15 protein-coding genes are annotated in these 17,049 nt (G+C 60.5%); 5 read left to right on the top strand and 10 right to left on the bottom strand.

Annotated features, from left to right (window positions below; translation table 11 throughout):
* The first annotated feature begins 4 nt into the window (after positions 1-4).
* The 3 genes from IG616_RS11545 (at position 5) to IG616_RS23075 (ending at position 3,732) form a co-directional block, all read left to right on the top strand.
* A complete protein-coding gene (locus IG616_RS11545; RefSeq protein WP_192148303.1) occupies positions 5-3,178 on the top strand; it encodes an efflux RND transporter permease subunit in 3,174 nt (1,057 codons plus the stop codon).
* 161 nt (positions 3,179-3,339) lie between these two features.
* Positions 3,340-3,492, top strand: a complete 153-nt coding sequence (locus tag IG616_RS23070; protein WP_246476202.1) for a hypothetical protein — start codon at positions 3,340-3,342, stop codon at positions 3,490-3,492.
* Between the two features lie 3 nt (positions 3,493-3,495).
* Positions 3,496-3,732, top strand: a complete 237-nt coding sequence (locus IG616_RS23075) for a thiamine pyrophosphate-dependent enzyme (protein WP_246476203.1) — start codon at positions 3,496-3,498, stop codon at positions 3,730-3,732.
* 364 nt (positions 3,733-4,096) lie between these two features.
* On the opposite strand, the gene IG616_RS11555 is transcribed toward IG616_RS23075, so the two are convergent.
* Both IG616_RS11555 and IG616_RS11560 read right to left on the bottom strand, forming a co-directional pair.
* On the bottom strand, positions 4,097-5,542 hold the full coding sequence (locus IG616_RS11555; RefSeq protein WP_192148304.1) for an aldehyde dehydrogenase: 1,446 nt from the start codon (positions 5,540-5,542) through the stop codon (positions 4,097-4,099).
* Between the two features lie 93 nt (positions 5,543-5,635).
* The gene (locus IG616_RS11560; protein ID WP_192148305.1) at positions 5,636-7,138 is read right to left on the bottom strand and encodes an aldehyde dehydrogenase; all 1,503 of its coding nucleotides are present in this window, start codon (positions 7,136-7,138) and stop codon (positions 5,636-5,638) included.
* Positions 7,139-7,280: 142 nt separating this feature from the next.
* Here IG616_RS11560 and IG616_RS11565 point away from each other — a divergent pair, with 142 nt between their 5' ends.
* Entirely contained in the window at positions 7,281-8,144 is an 864-nt protein-coding gene (locus tag IG616_RS11565) for a helix-turn-helix domain-containing protein (RefSeq protein ID WP_192148306.1), read from the top strand.
* Positions 8,145-8,175: 31 nt separating this feature from the next.
* Here the strand turns inward: IG616_RS11565 and IG616_RS11570 are convergent, their stop codons facing one another.
* From IG616_RS11570 to IG616_RS11605, 8 genes are all read right to left on the bottom strand, one after another.
* Positions 8,176-8,532: an IclR family transcriptional regulator domain-containing protein gene (locus IG616_RS11570; RefSeq protein WP_343072368.1), complete on the bottom strand. Its 357-nt coding sequence runs from the start codon at positions 8,530-8,532 to the stop codon at positions 8,176-8,178.
* Positions 8,533-8,618: 86 nt separating this feature from the next.
* Complete coding sequence (locus IG616_RS11575; RefSeq protein WP_192148308.1) at positions 8,619-9,920, bottom strand: TRAP transporter large permease; 1,302 nt, start codon at positions 9,918-9,920, stop codon at positions 8,619-8,621.
* A complete protein-coding gene (locus tag IG616_RS11580) occupies positions 9,917-10,528 on the bottom strand; it encodes a TRAP transporter small permease subunit (protein WP_192148309.1) in 612 nt (203 codons plus the stop codon). Before IG616_RS11580 ends, IG616_RS11575 begins: the two co-directional genes overlap by 4 nt.
* Positions 10,500-11,501 (bottom strand): TRAP transporter substrate-binding protein, encoded by a 1,002-nt coding sequence (locus IG616_RS11585; protein WP_192148310.1) that lies wholly within the window; start codon positions 11,499-11,501, stop codon positions 10,500-10,502. Before IG616_RS11585 ends, IG616_RS11580 begins: the two co-directional genes overlap by 29 nt.
* A 115-nt stretch (positions 11,502-11,616) precedes the next feature.
* Positions 11,617-12,462, bottom strand: coding sequence for a fumarylacetoacetate hydrolase family protein (locus tag IG616_RS11590; RefSeq protein ID WP_192148311.1), 846 nt, complete (start codon positions 12,460-12,462; stop codon positions 11,617-11,619).
* Positions 12,463-12,507: 45 nt separating this feature from the next.
* Positions 12,508-14,085 carry a bifunctional 3-(3-hydroxy-phenyl)propionate/3-hydroxycinnamic acid hydroxylase MhpA gene (gene mhpA / locus IG616_RS11595; protein ID WP_343072366.1) on the bottom strand — a complete coding sequence of 526 codons (1,578 nt, stop codon included), beginning with the start codon at positions 14,083-14,085 and terminating at the stop codon, positions 12,508-12,510.
* Positions 14,086-14,123: 38 nt separating this feature from the next.
* Positions 14,124-15,017, bottom strand: a complete 894-nt coding sequence (locus IG616_RS11600; protein ID WP_192148313.1) for a VOC family protein — start codon at positions 15,015-15,017, stop codon at positions 14,124-14,126.
* Positions 15,017-16,075 carry an amidohydrolase family protein gene (locus IG616_RS11605; protein ID WP_343072367.1) on the bottom strand — a complete coding sequence of 353 codons (1,059 nt, stop codon included), beginning with the start codon at positions 16,073-16,075 and terminating at the stop codon, positions 15,017-15,019. Before IG616_RS11605 ends, IG616_RS11600 begins: the two co-directional genes overlap by 1 nt.
* Before the next feature lie 124 nt (positions 16,076-16,199).
* On the opposite strand from IG616_RS11605, the gene IG616_RS11610 reads away from it, so the two are divergent.
* Positions 16,200-16,898 carry a GntR family transcriptional regulator gene (locus IG616_RS11610; protein ID WP_192148314.1) on the top strand — a complete coding sequence of 233 codons (699 nt, stop codon included), beginning with the start codon at positions 16,200-16,202 and terminating at the stop codon, positions 16,896-16,898.
* Positions 16,899-17,049: the final 151 nt, after the last annotated feature.

The raw sequence follows: 17,049 nt of genomic DNA on the forward strand, positions 1-17,049 counted from the left end.
TTCAATGAGTATCTCCCGATTTTTCGTCGACCGCCCGGTGTTCGCCGGGGTGCTATCGGTCCTCATTCTGGTCGCGGGCCTGATTGGCCTCGTGTCCCTTCCCATCTCCGAATATCCGGAAGTCGTGCCGCCTTCGATCGTGGTGCGCGCCGCCTATCCGGGTGCAAACCCGAAGGTCATCGCGGAAACCGTCGCAACGCCCCTGGAGGAGCAGATCAACGGGGTCGAGGGCATGCTTTACATGTCCAGCCAGGCAACTTCCGATGGCGTCATGACCCTGACGGTCACCTTCCAGCTCGGCACCGATCCGGACCAAGCGCAACAGCTCGTCCAGAACCGGGTGTCACAGGCAGAGCCCCGCCTGCCCGCTGAAGTGCGCAGCCTCGGTATCACCACGGTGAAGAGTTCGCCGGACCTGATGATGGTGGTCAACCTCACCTCCCCCAATGACCGCTACGACATCACCTACCTGCGGAACTATGCCGTCCTGAACATCAAGGACCGGCTGGCCCGCATTCAGGGCGTCGGCCAGGTGCAGGTCTTCGGCTCCGGCGATTATTCCATGCGGATCTGGGTCGACCCGCAAAAGGCAGCGGAGCACAATCTGGCGGCCAGCGACATCACCAATGCCATCCGCCAGCAGAACGTTCAGGCTGCCGCCGGGATCATCGGTGCCTCGCCGAATCTTTCCAGTGTCGACATGCAGCTGAGCGTGAACGCGCAAGGCCGCCTGCAGACACCGGAAGAGTTCGGTAACATCATCGTCAAGACCGGGGAAACAGGCCAGGTCACCCGCCTGCGGGACGTGGCCCGTGTGGAACTGGGCGCTGCCGACTATTCCCTGCGGTCTCTTCTGGACGGCAAGCCTGCCGTCGCCATTCCCGTGTTCCAGGCCCCCGGCTCCAACGCGATCGCCATCTCGGATGCGGTGGTCGAGACCATGAACGAACTTCAGGACGTCATGCCGGAAGGCGTGCAGTACGAGATCGTCTACGACACCACGAAGTTTGTCCGCGCCTCCATCGAGAAGGTGGTGGACACGCTGCTGGAGGCCATCCTGCTCGTGGTCATCGTCGTCATTCTGTTCCTGCAGACATGGCGCGCCTCGATCATCCCGCTCATCGCCGTTCCCGTGTCCATCATCGGCACCTTCGGGGTGATGTATGTCTTCGGCTTCTCCATCAATGCGCTCAGCCTGTTCGGCCTAGTGCTCGCGATTGGGATCGTGGTCGATGATGCCATCGTCGTGGTCGAAAACGTTGAACGGAACATCGAGAACGGCCTCAACCCGCGCAATGCGACCTATCAGGCCATGAAGGAGGTCTCCGGACCAATCATCGCCATCGCGCTGGTTCTGGTCGCTGTTTTCGTACCTCTGGCCTTCATCACCGGCCTCTCCGGCCAGTTCTATCGCCAGTTCGCGCTGACCATCGCCATCTCGACGGTCATCTCGGCCGTCAACTCCCTGACCTTGTCGCCGGCGCTCGCCGCCCTGCTTTTAAAGGGGCATCACGCGCCAAAGGATCTTCTGACCCGCGTCATGGACCGCCTGTTCGGCTGGTTCTTCCGGCGCTTCAACCGGGCCTTCGGCAGCGGGTCGAATGCCTATGCCCGCGGTATTGGCGGTCTTTTGTCCCGCAAGAGCATCGTCATGGCCGTCTATCTGGTTCTGGCAGGCGCAACCTATGTTCTCTTCACCACCGTACCGGGCGGCTTCGTTCCGGCACAGGACAAGCAGTATCTGATCGGCTTTGCGCAGCTTCCGGACGGGGCGACGCTTGACCGGACAGAGGATGTCATCAAGCGCATGAGCGACATCGCGATGGAACAGCCGGGCGTCGAGCATGCCATTGCCTTCCCCGGTCTCTCGATCAACGGCTTCACCAACTCCTCCAACGCGGGCATCGTCTTTGCGTCCCTGGCGGATTTCGAGGAACGCCGCACGCCGGAGCTCTCCGGAGATGCCATCGCGATGCAGTTGAACCAGAAGTTCGGCGCGATTCAGGACGCGTTCATCGCCATGTTCTCCCCGCCTCCCGTTCAGGGCCTGGGAACGACCGGCGGGTTCAAGCTGCAGATCGAGGACCGGGCAGGTCTCGGCTATCCGGCTCTGGATGCAGCCAAGACTGCCTTCCTGACCAAGGCCTATCAGTCCCCGGAACTGGCAGGTCTCTTCTCCAGCTTCCAGATCAACGTGCCGCAGCTCTATGCGGATCTGGACCGGACCAAGGCGGAACAGCTGGGCGTTTCGGTGACGGATGTCTTCGAAACGCTGCAGATCTATCTCGGCTCGCTTTATGTGAATGACTTCAACGCTTTTGGCCGCACCTACAGTGTGCGTGTCCAGGCCGATGCAGAGTTCCGCTCAAGACCGGAGGATATCGGACGTCTGAAGGTACGCTCCAGCTCCGGCCAGATGATCCCGCTCTCGGCCCTGATGAAGGTCGATGCCACCACCGGTCCGGAACGGGCAACCCGCTACAACGGCTTCCTGGCGGCCGATGTGAACGGCGGACCTGCCCACGGCTTCTCTTCGGGACAGGCTCAGGCAGCGGTGGAGCGGATCGCGGCAGAAACCCTGCCCAAGGGCATCAGCTTCGAATGGACGGATCTGACCTATCAGCAGATCCTGGCGGGAAGCTCCGGCGTGCTGGTCTTCCCCCTCGCCCTGCTGCTGGTCTATCTGGTTCTGGCCGCCCAGTATGAAAGCCTGACCTTGCCCATCGCGATCATCATGATCGTGCCAATGAGCGTGCTTGCCGCCCTGACCGGCGTCTGGCTGACCGCCGGAGACAACAACATCTTCACCCAGATCGGGCTGGTGGTGCTGGTGGGGCTGTCGGCAAAGAACGCGATCCTGATCGTGGAATTTGCCCGGGAGCTCGAATTCGCAGGCCGCAAACCGGTTGAAGCGGCCATCGAGGCCAGCCGCTTGAGACTGCGCCCGATCCTGATGACGTCCCTGGCCTTCATCATGGGCGTCGTGCCGCTGGTCTATTCGACCGGAGCCGGTGCGGAAATGCGTGTCGCCATGGGGGTTGCCGTGTTCTCCGGCATGATCGGCGTCACCTTCTTCGGCATCTTCATGACACCGGTCTTCTATGTGCTGATCAGGCGGCTTACGGGCAACCGCCCCCTGGCCCAGCACGGCGAACCGGAGCTCCAGGAAGCCTCCTGAACCCTTAGACCTTCACCTGAGAAGGTGGAGGTCAACCTTGCCCCAGTCTTCTCCGCCGCCCCCGGAGAACGGCTTGGGCTCCGCATTTGTGGAGGTTATTGCAGTGCAAGCCGACCCGCGCCACTCAAGCGCTCCGGCGATCCTCGCTCTGGAAGAGCGTCATGGCCGGGCTGCTGCCGGAACACCAGACCCGCGTGGCCGGACGCGCAAAGAAGGTCGCTAAGGTCAACACGGCAAACCAGTCCACGCGCTTTGCCGCTGCCGCCGGAGACCGGGATGCCGCCGCGCTGGTGCTGAACAACGCCGAATGGTGAGCCATGCGCCAATCTGTCCTGGACATCTATCCCGATGACCATGCCTCCAAGGCACACGCGGTCCCGCTGACCGACCTTTCGCCCAGTCCGGATTTCACGAAAGTCGCCGAAGCAAGCCGCGCCCGGGCGAGGCGAGTGTCGGCACCGGACGCTTTCGAAAAGGCGCTCACCGATGCGCTTGCACACGTGGAAGCGAAAAAGGGTCTGGCTCTGATTGAGGTGGCCATTGGCAAGGGCTGATTGCTGCCGGCCGTTAAGTGCAAAGCGGAGATCCGGGATCCCGCACAGGCTCAACACATACAACGTGGCGCGTTTCAAGCCGGGTCCAGGCTCAAGGCCGGGATGGGGAGGGAATATCCGTCAGGTTTTTGGGTTTGTCATTCGCCTAAGGCACGGCCACATGGCCGTGCCTCAGATTGATTACAAACCCCTCGGTTTTTGGCGGCAGCCAGAATCGAGGGGTTTTGATTCCGATATGTTCACGATTTGAATCTGTGACGTTCCGTGAATCTGAACCTCTTCGATAGGCTTCAGAGGTTTGTCAGCAGTCTGAGGCACGGCCACATGGCCGTGCCTTTCGTCTTTCTGAGATCCCGCCCGTTAATCAGAACGGGTAGTGCTGGTTCGGATCTTCGATCGTGATCCAGCGCAGGTCGGTGAACTCGGCAATGGCCGCCTTGCCGCCGAACCGGCCATAGCCGGAGTCACCGACACCCCCAAAGGGCATCTGCGGCTCGTCGGAAACCGTCGGACCGTTGATGTGGCAAATGCCGCTTTTGATCTGGTTGGCCGCAGAAATCGCCCGGTTGATGTCCTGGCTGAACACAGCAGCCGAAAGGCCGTATTCGGTGTCATTCGCCGTTGCAATGGCCTCGGCGTCTCCTTTCACGCGGATGATCGACTTCACAGGACCAAAGCTTTCTTCGCGGTAGATGCGCATCTCCGGCGTCACAGCGTCAAGCAGGGTTGCCGAATGGATCGCCCCATCCCGCTGGCCGCCCGCGACAAGCTTGGCACCCTTTGCAGTCGCGTCAGCGATCAGGGCATCCATCTTGGTGCCAGCATCGACGCTGACCAGGGATCCGAGGACAACATGATCGCGCGGGTTGCCGAAAGGCAGCTTCGATGCCCGGGCCGCCAGCTTCTCCACGAATTCATCGGCGATGCTTTCATCGACGATAATGCGTTCGGTGGACATGCAGATCTGGCCCTGGTTCATGAAAGCGCCGAAGATCGCCGCATTCACGGCCCCGTCAATATCCGCATCGGACAGCACGACCAGAGGCGCCTTGCCGCCAAGCTCCAGGAGCGCGGGCTTCAGGTTCTCACCTGCCAGGCGGCCAATGATCCGGCCAACAGCAGAAGACCCGGTGAAATTCACGTGACGGACTTCCGGTGCCTCGATCAGGGCCTTGACGACCTCTGCTGCATCCTTGGGCGCGTTCGAGACATAGTTGACGACACCCTCGGGCAGACCAGCCTCAACAAAACAGTCGACGATCATGCGGTGCGTCTTCGGGCAGGCTTCCGAACCTTTGAAGATGACCGTGTTGCCGCAGGCCAACGGCATTGCGAGCGCGCGCGTGCCAAGAATGACCGGCGCGTTCCACGGCGCAATGCCAAGGCAGACACCCTTCGGACGAGTAACAGCCATGGCCAGCGTGCCGGGCTTGTTCGAGGGAATAACCTCGCCACCGATCTGGGTGATCATTGCGGCAGCTTCCCGGATGACGCCCGCAGCCAGCATGACGTTGAACCCGGCCCAGAGCCCCGTCGATCCGGTCTCCGCGATCATGGCCGCGACGAAATCGGCGGACTTGGAATCCATGATGTCGGCGGCCTTGTTCAAAAGCGCGCGCCTCTGCCCCGGAGACATTGCAGCCCAGGCCGGGAAAGCTGCTGCAGCTGCCTTGGCGGCGGCCAGAGCATCAGCGGTCCGTGCGGCTGCGGCAGCCGATGCCACCTCGCCGGTCACGGGATCATGTCGCTCAAAGGTTTCCCCGCCCGCAGCTGCCACGTCCTTGTTGTTGATGACGAATTGAACAGTCATGTTTCTCTCCTTGGAAGTCCTTGATCTTGTGATTGTTGAAGCTATTGGCCTTACGGCACTTGCTGCAGCCGGTCTGCCGTGTCTTGCCTGCTGTCATGCCTCCCTGGGGACGCGCTTGGAGGTGATCCAGCGCAGCTCCGTGAACTCGTCCAGGCAGCCCGGCCCGCCGAAACGGCCATAGCCACTCGATTTCACACCTCCGAACGGCATGAAGGGATCGTCGGCAACCGTCGCGGAGTTGATGTGGCAAATACCGGTTTCCAACTGGTCAGCGACCGCACGGGCGGCGGAAAGATCACTGCCGAAGACAGCGGACGACAGTCCGTATTCGCAATCGTTCGCGACAGTCACTGCCTCCTCAACCGATCCGACCCGGTAGATACCGACGAGCGGGCCAAAGCACTCTTCCGAATAGATCCGCATCATCGGCGAGACATGGTCGATGACGGTCGCATCCATGAACTGGCCGCGGGCCGGACCGCCGGAGCGCAGAACGCCCCCCTTGGTGACGGCGTCTTCGATCAGGGCAGAGAGCCGGACCGCAATGGACGAGGTCGCCAGCGGGCCGATGCGGACACCCGGATTGCGGGGATCGCCCGCGGTCAGGGCACTGGCCCGTTCGGCGAGTGCAGCGACAAACGCATCGGCAATCGCGTGATCGACTATGATCCGGTCCGTCGCCATGCAGATCTGGCCAGAGTTCAGATAGGCGCCGAAGAGAGCGGCCTCCACCGTCTGGCCGATGTCCGCATCAGGAAGAACAATGAGCGGAGATTTGCCGCCGAGCTCCAGCAGACAGCGCTTGAGATGAGAAGCTGCAATGCCTGCGATGATGCGGCCAACGCGGGTCGAACCCGTGAAGTTGACCCGGCGGACGGGCGCGCAGGCAATCAGGGTCTCCACCACCTCGCGGGAGTTCTCCGGCGCATTTGTCAGGATGCTCAGGACACCTGCCGGAAGGCCCGCTTCATGCAGCAGCTCTCCCAGGAGAACATGGGTCACGGGACAGAGTTCCGAGGCCTTGAAGATCACCGTGTTGCCGAAGGCAAGCGGAAAGGCGATGGCGCGGATGCCAAGCGCGAGCGGGGCATTCCAGGGCGCGATGGCAAGGCAGACACCGGCAGGCACGCGAACGGCCTGTGACGGTTCGTCTGCCTGCTGCGACCTGCCGTTGCCGAACTGCTCTGCGAGCTGAGCCGTTGCCTCGAACACATCGGCAGCCACGCGGAGGTTGAACTCCACCCATTCCGCCGTGGCGCCGGTCTCCCGGAGCATGCTGTCTTGAAATCGCGCCGCATAGCGCGGAACCAGGGCCTTGGCGCGCCGGAGAATGGCTGCCCGTTCCGCGCCGCCCAGTCCCGACCAGGCGCTGAAACTGGCGGCGGCCACGGAAACCATCTGCTCGGCGTCGGCTGCACGGCCGTCCGCTGCAATGGAGGACACCAGACCGGTTGAGGGATCCAGACGCTCAAAGACCGCACCGGCCGCGGCGGCCTGATGGACACCCTTCACAAACAGCCCGGTTTTCAGCAGGCCTTCCGGAGCGCCTGACCCGCGCTTTTGTGGCGGACTGCCCGCTGTTTCCATCCCGTTCATGTGGTCCTCCCCTGCCTTTCCGGCAGACCATGGCCAATTCTCACCTTTTGCTCCGCTCAATAAATGCCCTATTATGGGTAAATATTGAAGTTTTATGGGAATGTGACCATTTGCGATGCCGGAAAGCAGCACACTTTTGTCCATGCTTCGACTGGAGGTGGTCGAACCAAGCTTCCGCCCAAGGACATATGCCGCCGGACAGGGCACCTCCGCGCAGTTCAATCTGATCGCAGTCGTGCGGCGGGGCAGCGCTACCTTGCAAGTGAATGACGAAGCTTTGCAGGTTGGCGACAGCTCGGTTTTGGTCCTGCCTCATGGCGTACAGGCGCGCCTGAACGTTCCGGCGGGAACAGGCGCCTGGATCATTGGCTTTGCCCGTCCGCTGCAGTCGCTCGTCACCGGGACAGGCCCAGAGAGTCTGATGCTGGACACAGTTCTGAGCCGGCTGACACTTACTCCGGCAAATCAGGAGATCGTTGAATCGTCCATTTTACCCTTGCTGCCGCTGCTCACACAGGAACTGAACGATCCGCAAAAGCGGTCACAGACTGCGGTGGCGGCGCTTCTGCGGCTGTTGCTGATCGCCACCAGCCGCATGCTGACCAGAAGCGGTCTCGCAGACAATCGCAACGATACGCATATCCTTCACAGGTTCCGGCAGCTTGTCGAGCTCGGTTACCGGAGCCGCAAAACGGTCTCCGGCTACTGCATGGATCTGAACCTCACCTATGACCGGCTGAACGATATCTGCCAAAGAAACCTTCAGCGCACCCCGCTCTCGCTGATCCAGCAAAGGATCCTGATGGATGCGTCAACCCGCCTGGTCCAGACGGATGAAAGCATCCAGTCGATTGCAAATCATCTCGGATTCAGCGACCCGACAAAATTCTCGCACTTTGTTAAGCGCGCCACCGGCGTGTCGCCACGCCAATACAGGCAGATGACGCGCAAGGAAGAGGACCGGCAAGCCAGCACCGTGCTCCAGACATTCTCCGACTGGCCTTAGAAACAGGCCAGCGGAACCCCTTGCAAGCCGGCTAAGCTCTCACTTCAGACGCCCGCAATTCAGCAGCAAGGTCCCCGGCTGCCGCTTTCAGCTTTGGCAAGGCCGTTTCAGCCATCGCGTCATCGAAGCGGTTCAACATGCCGAAGGCACTCAGGGTGGCGGCGATCTTGCCGGAGACATCACGGATCGGAACGGACAATGCCCCGATCTCAGGCTCATTCTCGCCCTTGTTGCGCGCGAAACCGCTGGCGGCGATCTGGTCCAGCTCGCTCTCCGGCGGCAACTCGTCCTCATGTGCCCACTTCAACCGTTCCTGCATCCCCATGGCAGCAAGCCAGATCTTGCCTTGTGCGGTGGTCGCCATAGACAGCACCGTGCCGACGCTGATGTTGACCGATGAAGCTGCCCCCCATCCTGCTCAGGGGTTGGAGCCTCCGGCAAACCGGTTCGGTTCAGCCCCATGGCCCCATGACCTCAATAAAGCACCGATGGCAGCCACAACGCCAGTTCTGGAAAGGCGAAGAGCAGCAGGATAAGGCCAAAGGGCGCGAGCAGGAACGGCAGGATCGCGACATAAAGCTGCTTGATCTTGATGTCGGGCGCCTGGGCCTGAATGATGAACAGGTTCATCCCGACGGGCGGATGGATCAACCCCAGTTCGACGACGATCACGACAATGATCGCGAACCAGATTGGATCGTATCCAAGGTTCATGATCACCGGCAGAAAGACCGGAACGGTAATCAGAACCATGCCGATGCCTTCGAGAAAACACCCCATCAGGATGTAGAGCACGATGATCAGCGCCATCACGGCCACGGGCGTCAGATGCAGCGCTTGCGCTCCGTCCAGAAGCAGATTGGGCAGCTTGGTCTGGACGATGAAATTCGCGAAAACAGTCGCCCCAATGATGATGGTGAAAAGCACGCAGCTGGTGATGACGGTCACCTTGAGCGCATGGAACAGCGCCCGCCAGGTCAGGCTCCGTCCGGCAAAGCCGAGGAGGATCGCTCCAAACGCGCCGACAGCAGCCGCTTCGTTGGGACTGAACACCCCGGCGTAGATGCCGCCGATTGTTGCCGTGAAAAGGAGCAGGAACTGCCAGGGATCCTTCAGGGCAAGCAGCCGCTGCTTCAGGCTGGCAGGCGGGTCCACCGGCACGTTGTCCTTCTTGCCGCGGGCCACGAACAGCGCGATCAGGATATAAAGTACCATCAGCAGCACCCCAGGGATGAGCGCTGCGGCAAAGAGCTGCGGCAAGGGTTGCTCTGCAATGGCCGCGTAGATCACCAGAATGATCGATGGCGGGATCAGGATGCCAAGGCTGCCGCCGGCAGCGACAGATGCCGTCGCAAGGCCATCGTCATATCCGGCCGCCCGCATCTCCGGCAGGGAAATCCGGGTCATGGTGGCAGCAGTTGCAACCGATGACCCGCAGACCGCCCCAAAAGCACCGGATGCGCCAATCGTTGCAACAGCCAAACCGCCGGGGATGCCGGATAGAATGACGCGCGCGGCTTTAAACAGTTCCGCCGAAAGCCGGCTGTTGGTCGCCACCTCTCCCATCAGGATAAACAGCGGAATGACGGACAGGCCATAGCTGGACGCCGTATCGAACGCATTGGTTCCGGTGATGGACGCAGCAACCGAGAAACGGGAAATAATCGTATTGCCGGCAATGCCGCAAAGCAGAAGGGCGAGCCAGACAGGTATTCTCAGAAAGAGGATTCCGAACAGGGACAGGACAACGATCAGTCCAATCAGAGACGCGCTCATATGGAGCCCTTTCCGTTCACTTGGCCGGCCTTTGCGGAAAAGCCCGTCCAAAGGACCATAAGAGAGGCAAGGACACTGTTTAGAACGCCAAACAAAGCGATAAGCCAGATGATCCAGACCGGCAGATTCAACTCCAGCTTGACGTCGCCATAATCATAGGCGTCCATCGCTGGCTTGAGCATCGACCAGAAAACGAAGCAGAGTGCCGCAGCAGTGCCGAAAGCGGCAACAGCCTTCAGAATCCTGACCAGCCTTGGGGACACGAAGCCATCGATCAGATCGATGAGGATCGGACGCCCTTCAAGAAGGACCGCAGGCAAGGCAAAATAGATGCTGATCAATAAGCATATTTCGACGATGTCATACGAACCCCTGACCGGTGCGTTGAAGACATACCGCATGAACACATCGGCAACCGTGGTCAGCATCATCACGACCAGCGTGACGATGGGAATAAAAAGCAGAAAGCGGAAATAGCGCTCAAGGAGTCGGAACACTCCGGTTGATGATGATGGCACTGCCGGCCCTCCTTCAGCTGCAGTGCGCCGTGCCACTTTCTCAGGGGCACGGCGCTTAGCGTTACTTTGTATAGGCAGCCAAAAACGCACTGCCGGACTTGCCCGCGCCATCCACGGCGGCGACAGCCTCGTTGACGAGCGGCTGAACCTTTTCTTTGAACGGAGCGAGTTGGCTATCGGACAGGGTCTCGATCTTGACCTTGTTGTCGATCATGTATTGACGCGCGTCCGTTTCGCTCTCGTCCAGAAGACGGCCAAATGCTTCGGCGCGCGCAGGACCGCTCATCTCTTCGATCAGCTTCTGGTTTTCCGGGCTCAAGGCATCGAAGGACTCCTGGTTCATCACCAGCGCAAACGTGGCGGACGCAAGACCCGGCTCAAGCGAGTACTTCACTACAGATCCCAGATTGAAGGACTTTGTCGCCTCGTAGGGGAACATCGCCCCGTCTGCGACACCTTTCGACAAGGCATCGACGGTTTCTCCCGGTGGGATCGGCAGCGGCGCAGCACCAAAGCTCTCGAGCATCTGCTGGAAAACCTTCCCCGCGTAGCGTACGCGCAGCCCCTTTAGGTCATCGACGGAGGTGACATCCGTGTTGGTCGTGTGAAGCTTCAGCGGAGGCGTGACCGCCATCCAGAGGATCTTCGTGCCGGGATGCTCCTGCGCAAGGAACTCCGGTGCCAGCTCTGTCAGCCGGTGGGACATGAATTCGCTCGACTGGCCCGATGCCGGGAAGGTTAGGGGCTGGCCTGCGAGTTCCGTTACCGGGAACCGTCCGGGCGTCGCGCTGTGCAGGACAACGGCCAGGTCAGCAACGCCGTTGGTCACCAGCTGATACTGACGGTTCGGCGGGCCGAGCTGAGCGGCGGGATAGATTTCGAGAACAATCTCGCCTTTGGACTTTTCCTTCAGCTCCTCTCCCCAGGCTTCAAGCACTTTTTGCCAAGCATGGTTCGGGGGAAGAAAGTGTGACGCCTTCAGTGTCGTCTGAGCGGCGGCGGGCATCAGCCCGGCGGCAAAAAGCACGGCAGCAGCCAGACCGCCAGATATAAATTTTCTCATCGAATCCTCCCAGTTCTGATCAGCAGGCCGCCGTCCGCAGCCTGCAAGGCACGAGAATGCAGACACCTGCATTCATCACAGTGGCCGGTGCGGCAGAGCCGCACCGGTATCCCGGTCAGGACTCCTGACCGATCGGGTTTCTCAAAATGCCAAGTTTGTCGATTTCCACTTCGACAACATCCCCTGGCTTCATCCAGAGCGGCGGCTTGCGTTTCGCGCCGACCCCCCCCGGTGTCCCGGTGGCAATCACGTCACCTGCTTCCAGCCGGGTGAATGACGAGCAGTACTCGATGATGCGGGCGACATCGAAAATCATCATGTCGAAGGTGGAGTCCTGAACGACTTCGCCGTTCAACCTGGTCTGAATCCGCAAGGGAGACAAATCTCCAAGCTCATCTGGCGTCATCATCCAGGGGCCAAAGGCCCCTGTATCGGGGAAGTTCTTGCCCGGAGTGAACTGGTGTGTGTGCCATTGATAGTCACGGACACTGCCGTCATTATAGATCGAATAGCCGGCTACATGGGACAGAGCGTCTTCACTGCTGATATAGCGGCCCGGCTTACCGATGATGATCGCCAGCTCTCCCTCATAGTCGAGCATGTCAGACACTTTCGGGCGGAGGATCGGCGCCATATGCCCGGTCTGACTGTTGGCGAAACGGCCAAAGATGGTCGGATTTTCGACAACGCTGCGACCGGTTTCCTGACGGTGAGTCTCGTAGTTGAGGCCAACACAAAGGATCTTGTCCGGGTCCGGCAGGACCGGCAGCCATTCAACCTCGGACAAGGGGAAGGACGCAGCACCGTCTTTTGCCGCGGCAACGCCTTCAAGACCGTTTGCGACCGCAGCCTTCAGGCCGGAATAAGTTCCGCTCAATACAGCGCCGGTGTCCCAGAAGGTCTCGCCCTCGACAACACCCCAGGTCACGCGCCCGGCTATCTTGACGGTCGAAAGTTTCATTTTTCACAACTCCTTACATGCAGGGCTTCAGCGCGCCCGCGTTCATCAACCGAGACAGCTTTTGAGTTCGCCGAGCTGCGTTGCCAGCTCAGAAGCGTCTCTTGCGGCGCCGAAGACGTAATGGTCAGGCCGGACCAGCGCGGCCGCAGCCCCATAGCGGTCGAACCAGCCGCTCATCACACTGTCTTCTTCCACCAGCATGTCCGTGCCCGTTTCCGCTTCGCCGGCGGGAACAATGGCCGCAACGCTGAGACCGATCTCTTTTGCCGTGTCCGCAAAGCTGGATGCTTTGACGGAGCTTCGGCCATCGATCACGAGACGCCAGCCTGCCCCGGTCAGGTGATCAAGCAGAACGGAGCCGCCGTCTTTCAGGATCGCAGGCTGCGGAAACAAGGTCCCGCGCGCATCCGAGGCGCCGGCCGTCAGCAGCCCTTCCTGCAGCGGCGGCACAATTTCCTGCCGCGTGATCGTTCTGGGCACGCCATTCCCTTCCGCCAAAAGCTGCTCGTCACGAGCGGCGGCTGCTTCCGGATCGCGAATGCAGATGACTTCGCCAATCGCCTTGATCTTGCCGGTCAGCTCCCGGACATGCCGTTTGCGCTCGACGCCATAGGTATTGAGAAGGCTGTCCGGCGACTGCTTCTTGAGAACGCGGTCCAGCTTCCAGACCAGGTTTGTGACATCTCTCAAGCCCTGGCACATGCCCTGGCCGATGAACGGCGGCTGTTGATGGGCTGCATCGCCCGCGATGAGGATCCGGCGCTCGCGCCAGCGGTCGGCGACCAGCGCATGGAACCGGTAGGCTGCGGCGCGCCAGAGAGAGCCATCCTCCGGCGTGATCCAGCGCGACAACAGCTTCCAGACGTTCTCCGGCTTTTCCATGTCATGCGGGTTTTCACCCGGCAGCAACATGATCTCCCAGCGGCGGTGGTTCTTCGGCCCAATGATGTAGCTGGCCGGACGCGACGGGCTGCAGAACTGGGCGGATGCCTTCGGCAGCTTGGCCAGCCCGCTTTCGTTGGCCTGCACGTCGATCACCAGCCACGGTTCGTCGAAGATGAGATCTTCCAGACGGATACCGGCAGTCTGGCGGACCGTGCTGGAGGCTCCGTCGCAGCCGATCACATAGTCCGCTGTCACCTTACGGACCGTGCCGTCTGCTTCCCGGATGTCGGCGGAAACAATGGCATCCGTCTGCGACAGGCCTATCAGCTCGGTTCCGAGGCTGATTTCGACACAGTCGAAGCTTGCTGCATGTTCGCGCATGACGGCCTCGACCGGAGGCTGCGTAAACACCATGCTCGGTGTGTAGCCGAGCGGATAGGGTTCCGGCACCATGTCGATGCGGCGGATCAACTGCCCCTGCGCGCCAAAATGTTCGGACGCTGTAAAGGGTGCGGTGTAGCGCAGGACCTCTCCGGCAATGCCCATGTTGTCGAGATGGCGGAGGATTTCATGATCAACCGCGATTGCACGGGGTTTGTCATAGATGTCAGTCAACCGGTCGATCACAAGCGTGCGGTGGCCCTTCTTTCCAAGAAGACCAGCCGCGACGGCTCCGGATGGGCCGAATCCGACGATCAATACGCTGTAATGGCCGGGTTTTGCGTTATCGTTCTGCACTGTCAAACCACCTGCTTGAAGAAATCGGTCTTTGTTTTTCACTGCCCTGCGAAGGGCACGGACACCTGAGCCTTCTTGCAATCCTCGGACTTGGGTGGTGCGATACCCCAATGATCCGTCCGGCCCGGCTTCCAGACCCATTCGGAAGGCCCCCGGAAGCGGTAGTCGTCATCGACCTGAAGCACTTCCGCCGTGTATTCGATGACAACACCCGCCGGGTCCACGAAGTAGGCAAACACGTTGTCACCCGGCCCGTGACGCCCGACACCCCAGCCAATCGGATAGCCGGCGTCCTTGACGTCGCCTGCCCCCCGCATGACGGACTCAAGATCCGGCAGCAGAAACGCGATGTGGTTGAGGCCGTTCACCGGAGCATCCGCCAGAACCACCGCGTGGTGATCGCTGTTGCAGCACAGGAAGGCCATCATCTTGGAGCGGTCTGTCAGACGGAACCCGAGGATGGACTGGTAGAAGGCGGATAGGGCCTCGATATCGCTGGTGTTTATGTTCACATGCGCCAGCCGGAGAGGCTTGTTCGCAACAATCTGTTCCGGCTTCGTCTTGTCGCCGAAGACAAATTCGATGACCGAGCCCTGCGGTTCCCGGATGACAAAGCGTTCGCCGCCGGCCGGAGAGTCTGCCGGCCCGAGCGGGCGCATCAGCGTGCATCCGGACGCCACGAGGGACTGTTCCAGTTCTTCGAGTTTTTCCAGGGATTTGGCCCGGAAGGTTATCTTCCGGAGCAGGGAAGTCTCACCGGCTTTCAGCTCCAGCACATGATGATCGCTGCCGGTTGCGGCAAGATACACCTTATCGCCCTCGCGGGCCGCCTCAGTCAGCCCCCAGACCTTGGTGTAGAACCGGATCGATCCTTCGAGATCCGGCGTGGACAGTTCCACGCTTCGCAGGGCGGTTACTGGAAAGTCAGGCATCACGCGGCCTCCTTCAGATTCAAGAACGCAGCAGCGTTGGCAAAGGTCAGTTTCTTGCGCAGATCCTCGTCCTCAAACGCAGCCGCAATCCGCGAAAGAGGCGCCCTTTCATGAAAATTGAAAGGATAGTCGGTGCCGATCATGATGCGGCTCCTGCAGAAGACTGTCAGAAGATGGCGCAGGGTCGGTTCATCATAGACAAGCGAGTCCGCATAAAGCAGTTTCGCCTGTTCATAAGGGTCGGCCTCAAGGGTTTCCTGAAGCACAGGAAAAACCTTCCAGCCTTCCCGGAGCCTTGGCAGAAGGCTGGCAAGCGTCCCTCCACCGTGACTGAAGGCAATCCGGAGCTTGGGCAATTTCATCAGAAGATTTGAGGTAATGCAGGAGGCAGCTGCCAATCCGATATCGGTCGGATAGGCAAGCACCTGCTGCAGCTGGCCCGGGCCAGCAAGACGATCCATGCCCGCCGGACGGACCGCGTGGACGAAAACCGCCGCGCCAAGCTTTTCGGCTTCCTCGAAAAAGGGCAGGAAACGGGGATCGCCGATCACCGTGCCATTGACGTTGCTGCCGATTTCGACACCAGCAAACCCCAGTTCGGCAACCAGGCGGTGAAGTTCGGCAATCGCGAGATCCATATCCTGCAGCGGAACGGCGCCCAGGCAGGCAAAGCGCCCTGCTCCAGACACAGCCAGGTCCGCAATGACGTCGTTTATATAGCGCAGGAGATCATGCGCGGGAGCCGCATCCATCCAGTAACTGAACAGCTCCGGCATGGGGGACAGAACCTGCATGCCGATGCCCATTGCGTCCATGTCCGCGATCCGGCGGGGTGCTGACCAGCAGGCTTCGCTCACCGTTCGGTAGTTCTTGCCATCAACGACCATTGTGCGGTGACAGCCATCGGTGGCCTTCATCGACGGCCAGGCCGCTGGAACGGCCCCGCCAGCGTAGGCCGGGAATTCGAACGGCACAACATGTGTGTGCAGGTCGATGCCACAGCAGGTGCAACGAGGCCCCGGCCCCATCGGCTTGTGATCCCTCAGGCTTCCGCTCACGCTGGTTCCTCCGCTTGTCACCCTCGAATAAATTACAAAATGAGCCATGTAAATACAGAATTTATAAATTTTATAATCACCTGGTTTGATATATACAAAATCAGACACACCCTAGAGAACGCCTATGCCTCAAGACACAATCGAAAAATCCGCGGAAATCCGGGGAACTCGGGCGACGGGCGTCTACGAGCGGCTTAAGGCCGACATCCTGTCCGCAGCGCTGGAGCCGGGGCGCAAATTACAGCTGCGGTTTCTGGTGGAGCATTACGGGGCAGGCCAGACGCCGATCCGCGAGGCCCTGAACCGGCTGGCCAGCGAAGAACTGGTGATCGGCAAGGAACAACGCGGCTTTTTCGTCAAACCCATCAACCTTGAAGAACTTCAGGAACTGACGAAGACGCGCTGCTGGGTTGAAGGCATCGCTCTGGGAGAGTCCATGAGCCGGGCAACGGTGGAGTGGGAAGAAGCTCTTCTGGTTGCCCATCACCGGCTCGAGCGCACGCCCCGTTCTCTTGACCCGGAGAAGTTCGAGGACAATCCGGAGTGGGAGCGCCACCACCGCCGCTTCCATGAGCTGCTGATCGGAAACTGCGGTTCAAAGCCGCTGATCGGGTTTTGCGGACAGCTCGCAGACCGGCTCTACCGCTACCGGGCGCTTTCAATCCGCAAGGCGTTCCGCGTGCGCAAGGTCAGCGACGAGCATGCACTCATCCTGAAGGCCACCATCGAGGGCCGGGCGGACGATGCGATTGCCCTGCTTCAGAACCACTACCGCCGGACGGCGGACATTATCCAAACGGATCTGGCCGGGGGCGGCACCTGAACCTTAGGTGTTGACAGGTTGGCCACGACCGCCACGGGCAGGCAGAAAACGCAAGCATGGCCGGAGCAGGATGTACTGCTCCAGCCATGCCGAGGTGCTGAACGCCCCCGCCTTGGAAGGGAGAGTTCTGGCAGGGATCTTTGATGGTGAC

Origin of the sequence: Roseibium litorale, assembly GCF_014842915.1 — a bacterium.
In the GTDB taxonomy this organism is placed as follows: Bacteria; Pseudomonadota; Alphaproteobacteria; order Rhizobiales; family Stappiaceae; genus Roseibium; species Roseibium litorale.